The sequence below is a fragment of the Pseudomonas sp. GM78 genome, from assembly GCF_000282475.1.
GTDB lineage: Bacteria > Pseudomonadota > Gammaproteobacteria > Pseudomonadales > Pseudomonadaceae > Aquipseudomonas.
The window spans coordinates 1-18,080 of the sequence record NZ_AKJF01000073.1; the positions used below are offsets into that span (position 1 = coordinate 1).

An 18,080-nucleotide genomic window follows, 5' to 3' on the forward strand; every position below is an offset into this window, starting at 1 on the left:
GCTGAGCTACGAGTGCATTTGTTGCCGCGCACTATAGGCCGTCTAATCTCTATGTCAAACACTTTTTCTAGTAATTTCAACAACTTACCGAAAAAGCCAGATTACAACGTACTACGCAAATAATGGCGGAGAACGGGGGATTCGAACCCCCGACACCCTTTTGAGGTGTACTCCCTTAGCAGGGGAGCGCCTTCGGCCACTCGGCCAGCTCTCCGCAACACGGGGCGTATCTTAACCAACCTTTTCCCCGTTTGCAAACATAAAAAACGATAAAAATTAATGGCTTGGTTCTTCGTCCTTCTCTTTCTTTATACGCAGGTAAATTTCCTCACGGTGGACAGCAACCTCTTTCGGGGCGTTGACACCGATGCGCACTTGATTTCCTTTGACGCCGAGCACGGTCACGGTGATTTCGCCATCACCAATAATCAGGCTTTCTGCGCACCGACGAGTCAGAATCAGCATACCTTTCTCCTCACGCATTACATTTTCAGGGACAACAGTCTGCAAAAAAAAGGCACTCGACCTACAACCAAAATGGTCGAAGGCCTACATGCCTGAGTATTGACCAGCGCGAGCAAAAGAACAGCCTTGGGGTCGCGCCTTGCAAAAAAACAAAGGGCGCGGTCAGACCGCGCCCTTTGGCAAACGCATCACTCGCCCTGGCGGACCGGTGCGTCCAGTTCGAAAGCCGTGTGCAAGGCGCGCACAGCCAGTTCCAGGTACTTCTCTTCGATCACCACGGAGACTTTGATTTCCGAGGTAGAGATCATCTGGATGTTGATGGTTTCCTTGGCCAGCGCTTCGAACATGCGACTGGCAACGCCTGCGTGGGAACGCATGCCAACGCCGACGATCGACACCTTGGCGATCTTGGTGTCGCCGATGACTTCACGGGCACCCAGCTCGCCAGCAGTTTTCTCCAGCACGGTTTGCGCCGCCTGGTAGTCGTTGCGGTGCACGGTGAAGGTGAAGTCGGTGGTGTTATCGTGCGCGACGTTCTGCACGATCATGTCCACTTCGATGTTCGCGGCGCTGATCGGGCCGAGAATCTTGAAGGCAACGCCCGGGATGTCTGGCACGCCACGGATGGTCAGCTTGGCTTCATCGCGGTTGAAAGCGATACCGGAAATGATCGGCTGTTCCATGGTTTCCTCTTCATCAATAGTAATGAGGGTGCCCGGACCCTCCTTGAAGCTGTGCAATACGCGCAGCGGGACGTTGTACTTGCCGGCGAACTCCACCGCACGGATCTGCAGCACCTTGGAACCGAGGCTGGCCATTTCCAGCATCTCTTCGAAGGTGATCTTGTCCAGGCGCTGGGCCACGGACACGACGCGCGGGTCGGTGGTGTAGACGCCATCGACGTCAGTGTAGATCTGGCATTCGTCAGCCTTCAGGGCCGCTGCCAGGGCCACACCGGTGGTGTCGGAACCGCCACGACCAAGGGTGGTGATGTTGCCGTGCTCGTCGACGCCCTGGAAACCGGCGACAACCACCACGCGACCGGCCTTCAGGTCACCGCGAATCTTCTGGTCGTCAATCTGCAGGATACGCGCTTTGTTGTGTGCGCTATCCGTCAGGATCCGTACCTGGTTGCCGGTGTAGGACACCGCTGGCACACCGCGCTTCATCAACGCCATGGCCAACAGGGCAATCGTCACCTGCTCACCGGTGGAGACGATCACGTCCAGCTCGCGAGGAACCGGTTGATCGCCGCCACTGATTTGCTTGGCCAGATCGATCAGACGGTTGGTTTCGCCGCTCATTGCAGACAGCACAACCACCAGGTCATCGCCGGCATCGCGGAATTTCTTAACCTTGTCGGCAACCTGCTCGATTCTCTCGACGGTGCCGACCGAGGTGCCTCCAAATTTCTGTACGATCAAAGCCATTTCAAAGCCGCCTCTGCCCATGAAGGGCGCCCAAATAATCACTCAAACAGCATTGCGCCCCGCCACTAGACTGCGGGACGCAGGCACTGCCTTATAAACCCTGCTCTACAAACGGAACGGTCAGCGCCAGTGCCGCATCAAGGGCGCCAGCGTCGGTACCGCCGCCTTGCGCCATGTCTGGACGACCACCGCCCTTCCCGCCCACTGCCGCAGCGGCCTGTTTCATCAAATCACCGGCTTTGAGTTGGCCAGTCAGGTCTTTGGTTACGCCTGCAACCAGAACGACCTTTTCCTCATGGACACTGCCGAGCAGGATCACTGCGCGGCCGAGTTTGTTTTTCAGTTGATCAACCAGCGCCAACAGCGCCTTGCCATCCTGCCCGTCCAGACGCACGGCCAGCACTTTCACGCCCTTGACGTCCAGGGCTTGCGCCGACAGGTCGTCACCCGCCGCACTGGCGGCCTTGGCTTGCAACTGCTCGAGTTGCTTCTCCAGCAGACGGTTGCGCTCCAGCACAGCCGACAGCTTGTCGATCAGGTTGTCTCGGCTGCCCTTGACCAGGCTGGCCGCTTCCTTGAGTTGCTCTTCCGCAGCGTTCAGGTAAGCCAGTGCTGCAGCGCCTGTCACCGCTTCGATACGACGCACGCCGGAAGCCACACCGCCTTCGCTGATGATTTTCAGCAGGCCGATGTCGCCGGTTCGGTTGGCGTGGATACCGCCACACAGCTCGACGGAGAAATCGCCCATGCTCAGCACGCGCACGTTGTCGCCGTATTTCTCGCCGAACAGCGCCATGGCGCCTTTCTGCTTGGCGGTTTCGATATCGGTTTCTTCGGTTTCAACTTCGGAGTTCTTGCGAATCTCGGCGTTGACGATGTCTTCCAGCGCTTTCAGCTGTTCAGGCTTGATGGCTTCGAAGTGACTGAAGTCGAAGCGCAGGCGCTGACTGTCGACCAACGAGCCTTTCTGCTGGACGTGATCGCCCAGCACCTGGCGCAATGCAGCGTGCAACAAGTGAGTCGCCGAGTGGTTCAGCGACGTCGCGTGACGCACTTCGGCATCGACATGAGTCTCGACCGGAGCACCGACGATCAGGCTGCCCGAATCCAGAATACCGTGGTGCAGGAACGCGCCGCCGGTCTTGGTGGTGTCGCGCACGTCGAAACGTGCAGTGCCAGCCTGGAGGAAGCCGCAATCACCGATCTGACCACCGGATTCGGCATAGAACGGCGTCTGGTTCAGGATGACCACACCCTCGTCGCCTTCATTCAAGACGTCGACCGATTGCCCGTCTTTATAGAGAGCAACGATTTTTGCCGAGCCACTGTGAGCGGTGTAGCCGGTGAACTCGGTGTCCACATCAACCTTGACCAGGCTGTTGTAGTCCATGCCGAAGGAGCTGGCCGAACGGGCACGGACGCGCTGGGCTTCCATTTCGCGCTCGAAACCTGCTTCGTCGATGGTCAGGCTGCGCTCGCGAGCGATGTCGCCGGTCAGGTCCATCGGGAAACCGTAGGTGTCGTAGAGTTTGAACACCACGTCGCCCGGTACCACGTCGCCTTTCAGTTCGGCCAGATCCTGCTCGAGGATTTTCAGGCCCTGCTCCAGGGTCTTGGCGAACTGCTCTTCTTCAGCTTTCAGCACGCGCTCGATGTGCGACTGCTGGGATTTCAATTCCGGGAAGGCTTCGCCCATCTCGGCGACCAGGGCCGCGACGATCTGGTAGAAGAAGCTGCCCTTGGCGCCCAGCTTGTTGCCATGACGGCAAGCGCGACGAATGATGCGGCGCAGCACGTAACCACGACCTTCGTTGGACGGCAGCACGCCGTCGGCGATCAGGAAACCGCAGGAACGAATGTGGTCAGCCACGACTTTCAGGGAAGCCTGGGCGTCGTTGGTGCAACCGATGGCCTTGGCCGATGCGCTCAGCAGGCTTTGGAACAGATCGATTTCATAGTTCGAGTGAACGTGCTGCAGCACGGCACTGATCCGCTCCAGGCCCATGCCGGTGTCCACCGACGGTGCTGGCAGCGGGTGCAACACGCCGTCGGCGGTGCGGTTGAACTGCATGAACACGTTGTTCCAGATTTCGATGTAGCGGTCGCCGTCTTCTTCGGGCGAGCCCGGTGGGCCGCCCCAGATGTCGGCGCCGTGATCGTAGAAAATCTCGGTGCAAGGACCGCACGGGCCGGTATCGCCCATGGTCCAGAAGTTGTCGGACGCGTACGGCGCGCCCTTGTTGTCGCCGATGCGAACCATGCGCTCGGCCGGAACCCCGATTTCCTTGGTCCAGATGTCGTACGCCTCGTCATCGCTGGCGTAGACGGTGACCCAGAGCTTTTCCTTCGGCAGGTTCAGCCACTTGTCGGAAGTCAGGAAGTTCCAGGCGTAGGTGATGGCGTCACGCTTGAAGTAGTCACCGAAGCTGAAGTTACCCAGCATTTCGAAGAAGGTGTGGTGACGAGCGGTATAACCGACGTTTTCCAGGTCGTTGTGCTTGCCGCCAGCGCGCACGCATTTCTGGCTGCTGACGGCGCGGGTGTACGCGCGCTTTTCCTGGCCCAGGAAGCAGTCCTTGAACTGGTTCATCCCCGCGTTGGTGAACAGCAGGGTTGGGTCGTTGCCCGGAATCAAAGAGCTGGAGGCTACACGGGTGTGGCCTTGCTCTTCGAAGAAGCGAAGGAAGGCTTCACGGATTTCTGCGCTTTTCATTAGGTTCTTCCACGGAGGCTGCGGCCAAAGGCCTGTTCGAAACGTCAACAGACGAAACGACGGCAAAGGGCCGCATTATATCGGCCCTGCGCGCGGGGTACAGCGTGTTTATACGATAGAAACGGTCAATTGGAGCGTTAACGCTATCACTTACTGGAAAAGTCGACGAATGTCGCGACGACCTGCTCGATTTGCGCAGCGCTGACGTCCATATGCGTGACCATGCGCAGACGAGCGGCAGCACTGAGCTTGATCCCGCGTTCGGCGGCAAATGACTTGAGTGCTTCGGCCTTGTCGCCCATGGCAACGTAAACCATGTTGGTCTGCACCGGCTCGACCTCAAAACCTGCTGCACGCAGGCCTTGCGCCAGCAATTGGGCGTTGGCGTGGTCGTCGGCCAGGCGCTGGACGTTATGGTCCAGCGCGTACAGGCCCGCCGCTGCCAGGATCCCAGCCTGGCGCATGCCGCCGCCGACCATCTTGCGCAGGCGCCGAGCCTTCCCGATCAGCTCTGCCGAACCGCACAACACCGAACCCACCGGCGCGCCCAGGCCTTTTGACAGGCACACCGAGACGGAGTCGAAATGCCGGGTGATCTCCCGTGCATCGACACCCAGCTTGACCGCAGCGTTGTACAGCCGCGCCCCGTCCAGGTGCAGTTGCAACCCGTGCTCTCGGGTAAAACTGCGGGCCCGGGCCAGGTATTCGAGGGGCAGGACCTTGCCCTGCATGGTGTTTTCCAGCGCCAGCAAACGGGTGCGGGCAAAGTGGAAGTCGTCCGGCTTGATCGCCGCCGCCACCTGCGAAAGGTCCAGCGAGCCATCGGCCTGCACTTCCAGCGGCTGTGGCTGGATCGAACCGAGCGCCGCCGCCCCGCCGCCTTCGTACTTATAGGTGTGAGCCTGTTGGCCGACGATGTATTCGTCACCGCGCTCGCAATGGGCCATCAAGCCCAGCAGGTTGCTCATGGTGCCCGTGGGGACGAACAGTGCCGCGGCAAAACCCAGGCGATTGGCCAGTTCGGCTGCCAGTCGTTTGACCGGCGGGTCTTCGCCATACACGTCGTCACCGGTGACGGCGGTGGCCATCGCGTCGAGCATGCCAGGGGTGGGTTGGGTGACGGTGTCGCTGCGAAGATCGATAACGCTCATGAATCTGGCCTCGGTTAGCAGGGGAAAATCCCTTTCAGACGGGAAGTACTGCGGTCATGCCAACCCATATTCAACCCTTGGAGAGCAAACGACCTCCCTATTCGACGAAAAAGTCGATGGCAATCATCCAATAGCAGCCATGCACAGATGAGAAATTTGTGATAAAAAAGCTTCGCCGCCTAACTATCTGGCGGCAAAACGTTCTCAGGGCGGGGTGCAACTCCCCACCGGCGGTAATTGCGTGCAACACGCATAGCCCGCGAGCGCTTGGTGGCAGACACGGCCTTTGCCGTGCATGGCGACAAGGTCAGCAGACCCGGTGTGATCCCGGGGCCGACGGTCATAGTCCGGATGAAGAGAGAACGGGATTGGCGCAAAAGGGCCGTCCGCAGGCACTCGTGCGAGCGTGCGTACCCTTAAATCCCATTCGATTCATAAGCCCTGTTTTTCACACAAACAGGAATCAGAACATGCAACCCACCGCAATCGACAGCAAAAGCAAACACCATCACGGCGAACGCGTTGCGTTCATCCAGGCCTGCTGGCACAAGGACATTGTCGACCAGAGCCGTAAAGGCTTCGTCGCCGAAATGATTGCCCAGGGTTATCAGGAATCAGATATCGACTTCTTCGAAGTCGGCGGCGCCTTTGAAATGCCCCTGCACGCCAAGTTGCTGGCCAAGACCGGCCGTTATGCCGGCATCGTCGCGGCCGCCCTGGTGGTGGACGGCGGGATCTACCGCCACGAGTTCGTTGCCCAGTCGGTGGTCAGCGGCCTGATGCAGGTGCAACTGGAAACTGAGGTGCCGGTGTTCTCGGTATCGCTGACCCCGCACCACTTTCATGCGGGTGAAGAACTGCATCATAAGTTCTTCTTCGAGCATTTCGTGCATAAGGGTCAGGAAGCAGCGAAGACGTGTGCGGATACGTTGCTGAAGATTCGTAGCCTGCGTCGCACTGAGCCGCGTGCCGTAGCAGTCTAAACACCTCAAAAAACTGTGGGAGCGGGCTTGCCCGCGATGGCGGACCGTCAGTCGATATTTTTGTTACTGACAAACCGCTATCGCGGGCAAGCCCGCTCCCACAAGGTTTTATGGTGAGCCTGAGGTTTGGGTCAGGCCAGGTTTTCGTCGGTGGTTGGCACGATCAGGATGCCCGCACGCAAGCCATTCTTCACCTTGGGGTTCGGGAAGATGATCCGGGCGCCCTCTTCCTCGATGATCCAGCGGGTATTGGCGATGTCTTCCGCCAGCAGGTAACCCACTTCCAGTTCCGAAAAATTCTCGATGTCCACTGGCAGGTTCAGGCGGAAACTGTCGCTGTGCTTGATGATTTCCCGTGCCACGCTGAACAGCTGCAAACCGTCCAGCGCCTCTTCCGCCAACTCGGGCTCGGTGCCTTCGATGATCTGCTTGAGACGGTTTTCCAGCAGCGAGACGTTCACCCCGTCGTTCTGCCCGAACGGCCGCGCCTTGCCCAGTTCAAGGGTGAAGGACTCGGCACCGAGCTTGTCGTAGGTATAGGAACTGAAGACGATGGACGGCTTATTCTGCAGCAGCACCGCCTCCATGCCCGCGGCGCGCAGCCGGGCCAGTTCCTGGCGCGAATGCTGGCGGTCTTCTTTCCAGGGGTACAAGGCGAACTGCTCGATTTTCGAGCCGCGAATCGCCGTGTGCAAATCGTAGTGCAGCCGTTGACGATCCGGCAGGCTGAAGAAACTGGCCGCCAGGCGCTCCAGTTCACAGGCGCGTAGCGCTTCGGAGCCACTGCTTTGTTCGTGACGGCCGTTGAACAACCGATTGACGTCCTGCTCGACGAAACGCTCGCCCTTGCGAATGGCTTCAGGGTTACCGAACAGGAACAGAATACGGGCACGCGGTTTCAGGTCGCCGCGGGCGATGTCATGCAACAGGCGATCGAGCAGCTCGATCGGCGCTGTTTCGTTGCCATGGATACCGGCCGATAACAGCAGGTCCAGGCCATTGTCGCGAGCCAGCGGTGGCCGCACTTCCAGCGCACCTTCGCTCAACCAGCGCATGCGCACGCCTTCGACAGTCAGTTGAGTCTTCTCCGCCGGTTCGCGGCCGGCGAGGGTCAGTTCAAGCAGTTTGCCGAGGGCGAGCATAGAGCGGTTTCCTTAATGGTCGTGATTGCAATCCGGGCCGTGGACGTGTTCCTCGTCGTCGCCGAGGTCAGCCGGTTCCATCTCCAGTTGCAGACTTACCAGATTAGTCGCCAATGGGCGCAGCAGCAGGTTGGCGTATTCGGCGTCGCCTTCTTCGACGTCCACGCCGATCAGCAATTGGCCACGGCCATCGTGCTGGATCCACAGCTCTTTGCCTTGCCACATGACCGCGACGCGGGTGCAGGACGTTTCCAGTTGCGTGCCGTCGGTGTCTTCAAGGATCAGCTGCAGTTTGTCGCTCATGTAAATACGCTCTCGTTTGAGATGAAGCGGCGCGCTGTCGGGCCCGAAAGCGCGCCGTCGATCAATTGATCTGGAATGGATAAACCGCGCCCAGTTTAAGGATTTGTGTCAGTTCATCCAGTGCCGTCCGGCACTCAAGCAGCAATTGCGGGTCCGCCAGATCGTTTTCGGTCATGCGGTCGCGGTAGTGCTTCTCGACCCATTCGGTCAGAGTGCCGTACAACGGTGCCGTCATGATAACCCCTGGGTTGACGGCCGCCAGCTCGGTTTCGTTGAGCGCGACACGCAACCTCAGGCAAGCAGGGCCACCGCCGTTCTGCATGCTCTGCTTGAGATCGAAGACTTTCACTTCGCGGATCAGGCCGCCGGAGCTGGTCAAACCCTGCAGGTATTGCCATACGCGCTCGTTGCCATGGCATTCCTCCGGCACGATCAACAGCATGGAGCCGTCAGGACGCGTCAGCAGCTGGCTATTGAACAGGTAGGAGCGAACCGCGTCTTCCACGCTGACCGCGGAACGCGGTACGCACACCGATTGAAATTTCCCACCGACCTTGGCGAGTTTGCCCTGCAATTCGGCGAGCATCTTGTCAGTCTCGAGGAACGCGTCCTCGTGATAGAACAGCACTTCGCCATTACCAACCGCGATCACGTCATTATGGAACACGCCCTGGTCGATCACCGACGGGTTCTGCTGGGCGTAGACCACGCCGTCATCGCTCAGGCCGTGCAGGCGAGCGACCGCCTGGGACGCTTCGAGGGTCTGGCGCGCCGGGTATTTCTGCGGTGCCGGGTAGCGAGTATCGAAGGCACTGCGACCGAACACGAAGAATTCGACACCGGCTTTGCCGTATTCGCGGCAGAAACGCGTGTGGTTGGCCGCGCCTTCGTCACCGAACTGCGCCACGGCCGGCAAGGCGGCGTGGTGGGCGAAGTGTTTCTGGTCGGCGAACATGGCGCCCAGCACGCGACTGGTGGTCGGGTGTTCGATGCTGCGGTGATACTTGCAATTGAGGTTGGCGGCGGTGAAATGCACGCGGCCATCCGCGGTGTCGGCGCTCGGGCTGACGGTGGCGGCGTTGGCTACCCACATGCTCGATGCCGAGCAACTGGCGACCAGCAATGGCATGGCTTCCTTGGCGGCGCGCTCGATGACTTGAGCGTCGGTGCCGCTAAAACCCAGGCGACGCAGTGCCGCCACGTCCGGGCGTTCTTGTGGCGCCAGCACGCCTTGTTGAAAGCCCATGTCCATCAGCGCTTTCATCTTCGCCAGGCCTTGCAGCGCCGCTTCCTTGGGATTGGAAGACTGCTGGCTGTTGCTCTGGGACGCGACGTTACCGTAGGACAGGCCGCCGTAGTTATGGGTCGGCCCCACTAGACCGTCAAAATTGACTTCATAGGATTTCATCAGCGAGGCTCCACGAGAATCTGTTGTTATGGCTTCAGTAACGAGATTTGAGACCGAGGCGCGGCCATCGCCAGCAGGCTGGCTCCCACAGTGATAGCGTGGTACACAAAATGTGTGAACACCACCTAACCTGTGGGAGCCAGCCTGCTGGCGATGGGCATCACGCCATCTTCACGCCAGGCGTGAGCGCTGCGGGCAACACCAGGCTCGGGGTTTCCAGCGAGGCCACCGGGTACGCGCAGTAATCCGCCGCGTAATAGGCGCTGGCCCGATGGTTGCCCGAGGCGCCGACGCCACCGAATGGCGCACTGCTGGCCGCACCGGTTAATTGCTTGTTCCAGTTGACGATGCCCGCGCGGCTTTCCAGCCAGAACTGCTGGTAGCGCGCTTCGGAATCCGACAGCAGGCCGGCCGCCAGGCCATATTCGGTGTCGTTGGCTTCAGCGATCGCCGCTTCAAAATCAGCGTAGCGGATCACCTGCAACAACGGACCGAACAGCTCTTCGTCCGGGCGATCGGCTACTGCCGTGACGTCCAGAATCCCTGGGGTCAACAAGGCGGCGCGGGACTGAGGCTGGGTCATTTCCAGCAGCGCCACGGCGCCGTTGGCCAGTAAATGCTCCTGGGCATCCATCAACGCTTTCGCCGCGCCTAGGGAAATCACCGAGCCCATGAAGGGCGCCGGTTGCTGGTCGAATGCGCCGACTTCAATCGACGAGCTGACCGCCACCAGACGCGCCAGCAATGTATCGCCCCAGGCGCCTTGCGGCACCAGCAAGCGGCGAGCACAGGTGCAGCGCTGGCCGGCAGAGATGAAGGCAGACTGGATGATGGTGTAGACAGCGGCATCGAGATCGGCGACCTCATCCACCACCAGCGGGTTGTTGCCCCCCATCTCCAGCGCCAGGATCTTGTCCGGACGGCCGGCGAATTGATTGTGCAGGTGATTGCCCGTGCGGCTGGAACCGGTGAAGAACAGGCCGTCGATGCCCGGGTTCGCCGCCAGGGCGATACCGGTTTCGCGGGCACCCTGCAGCAGGTTCAGCACGCCCGCCGGCAAACCGGCCTCAATCCAGCACTTGACCGTCAGCTCGGCGACTTTCGGCGTCAGCTCACTCGGTTTGAACAGCACGGTGTTACCGGCCAACAGCGCCGGCACGATATGCCCGTTGGGCAAGTGGCCGGGGAAGTTGTAAGGGCCGAACACCGCCACCACGCCGTGCGGCTTGTGACGCAGCACCGCGGTGGCGTCGCCCAGCGGGCCGCTCTTCTCGCCAGTGCGTTCACGGTAGCTCTGCACCGAGATCGCAATCTTGTTGACCATGCTGGTGACTTCGGTGGCCGATTCCCACAGGGGCTTGCCGGTTTCCTCACCGATAGTGCGAGCCAGTTCGTCAGCGTTGTTCTTCAACGCCGCGGCGAAAGCTTCCAGCAACGAAATACGTTCTTGCAGAGTGCGACGGGCCCAGCCCGGGAACGCCTGACGCGCAGCCTGCACGGCCGACTCGACCTGATCAGCGGTGGCACCGGTGCCGGACCACAGCACTTGCTGGGTCACAGGGTTCAGCGACTCGAAGGCTTCGCCCCCACCTGCCAGCCATTCACCTGCAATGTATAGCGACTTCATTATTTCGACTCCCGAGCAGCGGACAACGCCACGGCGCGCACTTGATCGCCAGCGTTGAGTTGAAGACGTTTGGCGGTCAGCGGGTCGACCACCAGGGTGCCGGCGGCCAGACGTGCCGGAGCGGCAGTGATGCGGCAGTCTTCGCGCTTGCGGTTGTGAATGATGAACGGCGTCGCGTCGTCACCCGGCGTGCCGACGGCCAGCACCAGCGCCTGGCTGTCGCGCACCGCGCGGATCTTGCCGGTTTCGCACTCGATGGCAGGGCCCGCATCGAAGATGTCGACGTAGCCCTGATAGCTGAAGCCTTCGCTCTTGAGCATCGACAAGGCAGGCTCGGTGTCCGGGTGCACCTGACCAATCACGTTGCGCGCATCGGGCGACAGGAAGCAGGTGTACAGCGGAAACTTCGGCATCAGCTCGGCAATGAAGGCTTTGTTGCCCACGCCGGTCAGGTAGTCCGCCTGACTGAATTCCATCTTGAAGAAGTGCCGACCCAGGCTTTCCCAGAACGGCGAACGCCCGGCTGCGTCGGAAACCCCGCGCATCTCGGCAATGATCTTGTTGCCGAACAGTTGCGGGAACTCGGCGATGAACAGCATCCGCGCCTTGGACAGCATGCGGCCGTTGAGGCCACTGCGGTAATCGGCATGCAAAAACAGCGAGCACAGCTCCGAGTTGCCGGTCAGGTCGTTGGCCAGGAACAGCGTGGGGATCTCGCGATAGATGTTCAGCTCTTGCGAAGCGCTGACCGTCAAGCCGACCCGGAAGTTGTACCAGGGCTCACGCAGGCCCACGGCGCCGGCGATGGCGGAAATGCCCACCACTCGGCCGTTGTCGTCTTCGAGCACGAACAGGTAGTCCGCATCGCCCCGCCCGGCTTCGCCGCGGAAGGTCTTCTCGGCCCAGCCGACCCGGTGGGCCAGGCGCTCTTCGTTAGCCGGCAAGGTGGTCAGGCCGGTGCCGGTGCTGCGGGCCAGGTCGATCAGAGCGGGTAAATCGCTGCTGCGTACGGGACGAACGATCATGCTATCTCCTCAATCGGGCCGCTTGCGCCACCCGTGAAACTCGCCGCTTTTCAGGCATTTTTTGAAGCAGGCGTTAAACCGCCACCAGGCGCACGCTGGCACCTTCACCGACGCCCAGGGCTTCGGCCGCTTCCAGATCCAGGGTCACGGGTTTGCCCGGCGCATAATCGAGCTCGAGCATGATTGCGCGGTAATCCTGCAACTGGGCATTGGCCACCAGGTACTGACGACCGGCACCCTTGACCGGCTCACCGATCTTCACCGGCACCACGCGGCTCTGGGCGATCGAACGGATCCCCGAGACACGGGCATGCAGGGTCGGGCCGCCATCGAAGATGTCGATGTAGTGATCGGTTTCGAAGCCTTCGCGCATCAGGATGTCGAAGGTGATCTGCGCCCGAGGGTGCACCTGGCCCATGGCTTCCTGAGCGGAGTCCGGCAGCAGCGGCACGTAGATCGGGTAATGCGGCATCAGTTCGGCGAGGAAGGTCCGGCTCTTCAGGCCACACAGACGCTCGGCTTCGGCGTAGTTGAGGTCGAAGAAGTTGCGACCGATGGCATCCCAGAACGGCGAGTCGCCATTTTCATCGCTGTAGCCGACGATCTCGGTCACCACCGAATCGGCGAAGCGCTCCGGGTGGCTGGCGACGAACAGCAGGCGACCACGGGAATTGAGCTCGGCCCAAGGCGAACCCACCAGCTCGCGCTGCACGTAGAAACTGGTCAGCAGGCTGTTGCCCGTCAAGTCGTGGCACTGCGAGAGCACGTGGATCTTGTTATGGATCTTCAGCTCGCGGGAGGCGTGCACGAAGGTTTCATTACGGAAACTGTAGAACGGCTCGGAATACCCCGCCGAGGCCACGATCGCCGAACAGCCCACCAACTTGCCGGTGGCCGTGTCTTCAAGCACGAAGAAATAGCTCTCTTCACCGTTGAAGCTGACTTCGGCGGCGAACGAGGCTTCGCTCGCGGCGATCTTGTCGCTCAGGCGTTCAACGTCATCCGGCAAGGAAGTGACACCAATCGGGCTGTCCGCAGCCAGACGCTGTACCTCGCCCAGATCAGCCATTTGCGCGGGGCGCATCACCAGCATGGTGTCACTCCTTTCTCATACTCTTGAGGAAAATAAGCCGGCCCCCTTGTAGGAGCGAGCCTGCTCGCGATGGTGTGTCAGGCACCACGGTGTCGACTGACACACCATCGCGAGCAGGCTCGCTCCTACAGAAAAGCGGGACCGGCATAAAAATTGGGTTCGACGCCTGAACGATCAGGCGTCGAAGGGTCTATCAGGCTTGCGTCAGTTTTGCCGCGGCACGTTCGAAACGGTCCAGGCCTTCGTCGATGTCCGCGTCTTCGACCACCAGGCTTGGCGCGAAACGCACCACGTCCGGGCCGGCTTGCAGCACCATCAGGCCTTCTTTTTCAGCGGCGTTGAAGATGTCCTTGGCCTTGCCTTTCCAGGCATCGCTCAGCACGCAACCGATCAACAGGCCCATGCCACGCACCTGGGTGAACAGGCCGTACTTCTCGCCGATCTGCTCCAGGCGCGCCTTGAACTTGTCGTGCTTGGCGTTGACGCCGGCCAGCACCTCAGGGGTGTTGATCACATCGATTACAGCTTCAGCGACAGCGCACGCCAACGGGTTGCCGCCGTAGGTGGTGCCGTGGGTGCCGACGACCAGGTGCTTGGCCAGGTCTTCGGTAGTCAGCATGGCCGCGATCGGGAAACCGCCGCCCAGGCTCTTGGCGCTGGTCAGGATGTCCGGAATCACACCGTAATGCTGGTAGGCGAACAGATGGCCGGTACGGCCCATGCCGGTTTGCACTTCGTCGAAGATCAGCAGTGCGTTGTGCGCGGTGCAGAGTTCGCGGGCACCTTGCAGGTATTCGAGTTCGGCCGGGATCACGCCGCTCTCGCCCTGGATCGGCTCCAGTACCACGGCGCAGGTCTTGTCGGAAATGGCGGCTTTCAGCGCGGCCAGGTCGTTGTACGGCACATGGGTGATGCCGGTGATTTTCGGACCGAAGCCATCGGAGTACTTCGACTGGCCACCGACGTTGACGGTGAACAGGGTACGGCCGTGGAAGCTGTTGAGCGCGGCGATGATTTCGTATTTCTCGCTGCCGAAGCGGTCGAAACCGACACGACGGGCCAGCTTGAAGGCGGCCTCGTTGGCTTCGGCGCCGGAGTTGCAGAAGAAGGCACGCTCGGCAAAGGTGGCATCGACCAGCTTATGGGCCAGGCGCAGGGCCGGCTCATTGGTGAACACGTTGGACACGTGCCACAGCTTGTTGGCCTGCTCGGTCAAGGCACCGACCAGCGCCGGATGCGCGTGGCCCAATACGTTGACGGCGATCCCGCCGGCGAAGTCGATCAGCTCGCGACCGGACTGGTCCCAAACGCGGGAACCGGCGCCACGCACGGGAATGAAGGCGGCTGGTGCATAGTTGGGAACCATTACCTGGTCGAAATCGGCGCGTTCTACCGCAGCGTGCTCAACGGACATCGGAGTCTCCTGAAGAGGAACACCCGCCTGAAACTGGCGAGCGATGGGGGGATTGTAAGGACAGTTTTCAGCCCGGCCTTGCCGCCAAGCGACAACTTCTTATAGCGCAAAACCCGGTTTTTCCCGGGTTTATGGCAATGCGACAAATAGGGTCGCAAAGGCGCAGTTTAAACTGTCGCGAGCGCTTATAGGCAGTTCTGCGGGAAACCGATGTCCCTGTAGGAGCTGCCGCAGGCTGCGATCTTTTGATTTCGATTTTCAAGATCAAAAGATCGCAGCCTGCGGCAGCTCCTACAGGGGATGGCGCCTGATCAGCTGGCTCTGGAGCTAGCCGCGTTCCGACGGAACTGACGACAATTCGAACGGGCTGCTGCTGCGTCGCTGGTTGCGATCTTCGCGCGGCGTGGCGCCGAAGAAGTTGCGGTAGGCGCTGGAGAAATGCGGCCCCGAGGAGAAGCCGCAGGACAGGCCGATCTGGATGATCGACTTGCTGGTTTGCATCAGCATCTGCCGGGCCTTGTTCAGGCGCAGTTCCAGGTAGTACTGGCTCGGCACGCGGTTGAGGTATTGCTTGAAGATTCGCTCCAGTTGCCGACGGGACACGCACACATGCTGGGCGATTTCGTCGGTGGTCAGCGGCTCTTCGATGTTGGCTTCCATCAGCAACACCGCCTGGGTGAGCTTCGGATGGCTGGAACCCAGGCGGTTCTGCAGCGGAATGCGCTGGCGCTCACCGCCCTCACGGATCCGCTCGACCACCAATTCTTCGGACACCGCTCCGGCCAACTCGGCGCCATGATCGCGAGCCAGTACCGCCAGCAGCAAGTCGAGCACCGACATGCCGCCACACGCGGTCAGGCGATCGCGATCCCAATCGAACAGATGACTGGTGGCGATGACTTTCGGGAAGCGTTCGGCGAAATCATCCTGCCAGCGCCAGTGCACCGCGGCGCGGTAACCGTCGAGCAAACCCAGTTGCGCCAACGGATAAACACCGGCCGACAGCCCGCCGATCACGCAACCGGCACGCACCAGCTGCTTGAGCGCACTGCTCAGTGCAGGGGCGAGACTGGTCGGTGGTTCGTCGGCGAGCAGGAACAGTTTCTGGAAGTTTTCCAGCTTGCCGGCCCATGCCTCACCCGGTAATTGCCAGGCGCTTTCGGTCGGTGGTTCGGCCTGCAAGAACGACAGCTCGTAGACCACATCCGGATGCACACGCTGGGCAACCCGCAAGGCCTCCTCAGCCAGCGCAAGCGTCAGTGCTTTTGTGCTGGGCCAAATCAGGAAACCTATTCGATGGGCAGTCATGGCGGGCAATCCGAAACGAAAACAGTGTTAGAAGCCAAAGCGGCTGCAACCAAATTAGACCATCTGGCGCGCGCTGCGCAGCATGACCTAATTTGGTGCGTAACGGGAGCGATTACTTAAGGCTGCCCGAAAGGAATTGTTGCAGACGTTCGGACTGTGGATTGACCAGCACCTCACGCGGGTTGCCGCTTTCTTCGACGACACCTTTGTGCAGGAACACCAACTGGTTCGACACTTCACGGGCGAAGCCCATTTCGTGGGTCACCACGACCATGGTCCGACCTTCCTGGGCCAGGGCCTGCATGACCTTCAGCACGTCGCCGACCAGTTCCGGGTCGAGGGCCGAGGTCGGTTCGTCGAACAGCATCACCTCAGGCTCCATCGCCAGCGCACGGGCAATCGCCACGCGCTGCTGTTCGCCGCCGGACATGTGGCCCGGGTAAGCATCCTTACGATGAGCGACGCCCACTTTATTCAGGTAGTGCTCGGCTTTTTCGCGAGCTTCGGCCTTGGACACTCCGAGTACGTGCACCGGCGCTTCCATGATGTTTTCCAGCGCGGTCATGTGCGACCACAGGTTGAAGTGCTGGAACACCATCGACAGGCGCGAACGCATGCGTTGCAGCTGTTTCGGGTCGGCGGCCTTCAGCGCGCCGTCCTTGTTCGCCACCAGCTTCAACTCTTCGTTGTTGAGCAGGATCTTGCCCGCGTGCGGCTGCTCCAGCAGGTTGATGCAGCGCAGGAAGGTACTCTTGCCGGAGCCACTGGAGCCGATGATGCTGATCACATCGCCGGCCGCCGCCTTCAGGGACACGCCCTTGAGCACTTCGTGACTGCCATAGCGTTTATGCAGGTCTTGGACTTCAAGCTTGTACATGCGGTCGGTTCTCACAAAAACAGTCAGTCAGTCGTTGAGCAAGCGCCCGTGACGCAGCGCTTCGCGCCCCGCCACCTTGGCCAGCCAGAAACCGGGTTGGGCGTAACGCAGCCGTTCAATGGCAAACAGCACCCCGGACGTACCAGCACACACCGTGCTGACCCGATCCGCCAGCGGATCGATCACTTCGAAAATCTCATCGCCCGCCTCAACCCATTCACCGGGCTTGCGCAGGAAACTCACCACGCCAGGATGCGGCGCGAACAGCAGTTCGGTGCCTTCGAACGGCAGGCCTTCGCAAGGTTCGTGCGCCGCGTTTGGCCACTCCCCACTGATCAGGCCCTGCTCGGCGAGGAACGCCAGGATGCCTTCGGCGTGAGCCTCGGATTCCGCACGGCCGGTGTCGGCCTGGCCACCCAATTCAATGGTAGTCGCCAGGCATGCCAGTGGAATCTGCGCGTCCGGGAACAGGCGCGCCAGACGCAACCACGGCAGCGAACAGGCTTCATCGAAGGAACTGCCGCCGGAATCTTCCGCCAGCAGGCCGACCTTCACATCCAGGTGCGCCGCCAGCGAACGCCACTGCGGCCAGTGCTGCGGCAAGGCGTACATGTGCAACGCCGCTTCGGCATCGCAATGCAGGTCCAGCACCACATCGGCGGTGCAGGCGTGGCTGAGCAGAACGCGTTGCATGCCTTGCAACTGACTGCTCGCCTCTGGCAATGCCACCAGGTGATCACTCATGGCCTGGCGAATCAAACGAATATTGGCGTGGGGATCATCCCCCAGGTACCCATCAAGTTGCGCCGCCACTGGCGCGCTCAACTCAACGAAATCGCGGTTGAAATTCTTGCCGCTACCGGCCTCGAAACGCCCTTGATGATTGCCCTGCAGCAACTGACCGAGACCCAGTGGATTGGCCACCGGCACCAACTCGATCACACCGTTGAGCAAGCCTTGGGCTTCGAGTTCGGCCAGGCGCTTTTTCAGCGCCCAGGCCGTGCGCATGCCCGGCAATTCATCGGCGTGCAGGCTGGCCTGGATGTAGGCCTTGCGCTCGCCATTGCCGAAGCGGAATACCGAAATTCGGCGTTCGCTGCCCAAGTGGCTCCACGGCAATGCATGATCGATGCGTTCCATA

General features: G+C 60.8%; 15 protein-coding genes, 1 tRNA gene and 1 riboswitch. Of the genes, 1 reads left to right on the plus strand and 15 read right to left on the minus strand.

Annotation, left to right across the window (positions count from 1 at the left end; genetic code table 11):
- Positions 1 to 123 precede the first annotated feature (123 nt).
- The 5 genes from PMI35_RS20450 to ltaE form a co-directional block, all read right to left on the minus strand.
- Positions 124 to 214: transfer RNA gene (locus PMI35_RS20450), tRNA-Ser, on the minus strand.
- Between the two features lie 62 nt (positions 215 to 276).
- Entirely contained in the window at positions 277 to 465 is a 189-nt protein-coding gene (gene csrA, locus PMI35_RS20445) for a carbon storage regulator CsrA (RefSeq protein ID WP_002554426.1), read from the minus strand.
- A 188-nt stretch (positions 466 to 653) separates the two neighbouring features.
- Complete coding sequence (locus tag PMI35_RS20440) at positions 654 to 1,895, minus strand: aspartate kinase (RefSeq protein WP_008057978.1); 1,242 nt, start codon at positions 1,893 to 1,895, stop codon at positions 654 to 656.
- Positions 1,896 to 1,986: 91 nt separating this feature from the next.
- A complete protein-coding gene (gene alaS, locus PMI35_RS20435; protein ID WP_008057979.1) occupies positions 1,987 to 4,608 on the minus strand; it encodes an alanine--tRNA ligase in 2,622 nt (873 codons plus the stop codon).
- 146 nt (positions 4,609 to 4,754) lie between these two features.
- Positions 4,755 to 5,759 (minus strand): low-specificity L-threonine aldolase, encoded by a 1,005-nt coding sequence (gene ltaE, locus PMI35_RS20430; protein WP_008057980.1) that lies wholly within the window; start codon positions 5,757 to 5,759, stop codon positions 4,755 to 4,757.
- Between the two features lie 196 nt (positions 5,760 to 5,955).
- A riboswitch (FMN riboswitch) is annotated at positions 5,956 to 6,127 on the plus strand.
- Positions 6,128 to 6,229: 102 nt separating this feature from the next.
- Here ltaE and PMI35_RS20425 point away from each other — a divergent pair.
- On the plus strand, positions 6,230 to 6,742 hold the full coding sequence (locus tag PMI35_RS20425) for a 6,7-dimethyl-8-ribityllumazine synthase (protein WP_008057981.1): 513 nt from the start codon (positions 6,230 to 6,232) through the stop codon (positions 6,740 to 6,742).
- Between the two features lie 131 nt (positions 6,743 to 6,873).
- Here PMI35_RS20425 and astE read toward each other — a convergent pair whose 3' ends face one another.
- The 10 genes from astE to PMI35_RS20375 all read right to left on the minus strand — a co-directional run bounded on the left by astE (position 6,874) and on the right by PMI35_RS20375 (position 18,079).
- Entirely contained in the window at positions 6,874 to 7,884 is a 1,011-nt protein-coding gene (gene astE / locus PMI35_RS20420) for a succinylglutamate desuccinylase (RefSeq protein WP_008057982.1), read from the minus strand.
- A gap of 12 nt (positions 7,885 to 7,896) precedes the next feature.
- Positions 7,897 to 8,187: a hypothetical protein gene (locus PMI35_RS20415; RefSeq protein WP_008057983.1), complete on the minus strand. Its 291-nt coding sequence runs from the start codon at positions 8,185 to 8,187 to the stop codon at positions 7,897 to 7,899.
- A gap of 61 nt (positions 8,188 to 8,248) precedes the next feature.
- Positions 8,249 to 9,595, minus strand: a complete 1,347-nt coding sequence (gene astB, locus PMI35_RS20410) for an N-succinylarginine dihydrolase (RefSeq protein ID WP_008057985.1) — start codon at positions 9,593 to 9,595, stop codon at positions 8,249 to 8,251.
- A 160-nt stretch (positions 9,596 to 9,755) separates the two neighbouring features.
- Positions 9,756 to 11,225 (minus strand): succinylglutamate-semialdehyde dehydrogenase, encoded by a 1,470-nt coding sequence (astD, locus tag PMI35_RS20405; RefSeq protein ID WP_162831844.1) that lies wholly within the window; start codon positions 11,223 to 11,225, stop codon positions 9,756 to 9,758.
- Positions 11,222 to 12,247, minus strand: coding sequence for an arginine N-succinyltransferase (gene astA, locus PMI35_RS20400; RefSeq protein ID WP_008057998.1), 1,026 nt, complete (start codon positions 12,245 to 12,247; stop codon positions 11,222 to 11,224). The genes astD and astA overlap by 4 nt, the downstream gene beginning before the upstream one ends.
- Before the next feature lie 73 nt (positions 12,248 to 12,320).
- On the minus strand, positions 12,321 to 13,340 hold the full coding sequence (aruF, locus tag PMI35_RS20395; protein ID WP_008058001.1) for an arginine/ornithine succinyltransferase subunit alpha: 1,020 nt from the start codon (positions 13,338 to 13,340) through the stop codon (positions 12,321 to 12,323).
- 193 nt (positions 13,341 to 13,533) lie between these two features.
- Positions 13,534 to 14,754 (minus strand): aspartate aminotransferase family protein, encoded by a 1,221-nt coding sequence (locus tag PMI35_RS20390; RefSeq protein WP_008058002.1) that lies wholly within the window; start codon positions 14,752 to 14,754, stop codon positions 13,534 to 13,536.
- A 327-nt stretch (positions 14,755 to 15,081) separates the two neighbouring features.
- A complete protein-coding gene (argR, locus tag PMI35_RS20385) occupies positions 15,082 to 16,062 on the minus strand; it encodes a transcriptional regulator ArgR (RefSeq protein ID WP_008058004.1) in 981 nt (326 codons plus the stop codon).
- Between the two features lie 112 nt (positions 16,063 to 16,174).
- Positions 16,175 to 16,939: an ABC transporter ATP-binding protein gene (locus tag PMI35_RS20380; RefSeq protein WP_007971015.1), complete on the minus strand. Its 765-nt coding sequence runs from the start codon at positions 16,937 to 16,939 to the stop codon at positions 16,175 to 16,177.
- 27 nt (positions 16,940 to 16,966) lie between these two features.
- On the minus strand, positions 16,967 to 18,079 hold the full coding sequence (locus PMI35_RS20375) for a M14 family metallopeptidase (protein ID WP_008058007.1): 1,113 nt from the start codon (positions 18,077 to 18,079) through the stop codon (positions 16,967 to 16,969).
- Position 18,080 lies beyond the last annotated feature (1 nt).

Bases quoted from the DNA above. Each gene is read 5' to 3' on its own strand.
- alaS (WP_008057979.1), bottom strand. From the start codon at position 4,608: ATGAAAAGCGCAGAAATCCGTGAAGCCTTCCTTCGCTTCTTCGAAGAG.
- PMI35_RS20380 (WP_007971015.1), bottom strand. From the start codon at position 16,939: ATGTACAAGCTTGAAGTCCAAGACCTGCATAAACGCTATGGCAGTCAC.
- ltaE (WP_008057980.1), bottom strand. From the start codon at position 5,759: ATGAGCGTTATCGATCTTCGCAGCGACACCGTCACCCAACCCACCCCT.
- astE (WP_008057982.1), bottom strand. From the start codon at position 7,884: ATGCTCGCCCTCGGCAAACTGCTTGAACTGACCCTCGCCGGCCGCGAA.
- astA (WP_008057998.1), bottom strand. From the start codon at position 12,247: ATGATCGTTCGTCCCGTACGCAGCAGCGATTTACCCGCTCTGATCGAC.
- csrA (WP_002554426.1), bottom strand. From the start codon at position 465: ATGCTGATTCTGACTCGTCGGTGCGCAGAAAGCCTGATTATTGGTGAT.
- astB (WP_008057985.1), bottom strand. From the start codon at position 9,595: ATGAAATCCTATGAAGTCAATTTTGACGGTCTAGTGGGGCCGACCCAT.
- aruF (WP_008058001.1), bottom strand. From the start codon at position 13,340: ATGCTGGTGATGCGCCCCGCGCAAATGGCTGATCTGGGCGAGGTACAG.
- PMI35_RS20425 (WP_008057981.1), top strand. From the start codon at position 6,230: ATGCAACCCACCGCAATCGACAGCAAAAGCAAACACCATCACGGCGAA.
- PMI35_RS20440 (WP_008057978.1), bottom strand. From the start codon at position 1,895: ATGGCTTTGATCGTACAGAAATTTGGAGGCACCTCGGTCGGCACCGTC.
- PMI35_RS20415 (WP_008057983.1), bottom strand. From the start codon at position 8,187: ATGAGCGACAAACTGCAGCTGATCCTTGAAGACACCGACGGCACGCAA.
- PMI35_RS20390 (WP_008058002.1), bottom strand. From the start codon at position 14,754: ATGTCCGTTGAGCACGCTGCGGTAGAACGCGCCGATTTCGACCAGGTA.
- PMI35_RS20375 (WP_008058007.1), bottom strand. From the start codon at position 18,079: ATGGAACGCATCGATCATGCATTGCCGTGGAGCCACTTGGGCAGCGAA.
- argR (WP_008058004.1), bottom strand. From the start codon at position 16,062: ATGACTGCCCATCGAATAGGTTTCCTGATTTGGCCCAGCACAAAAGCA.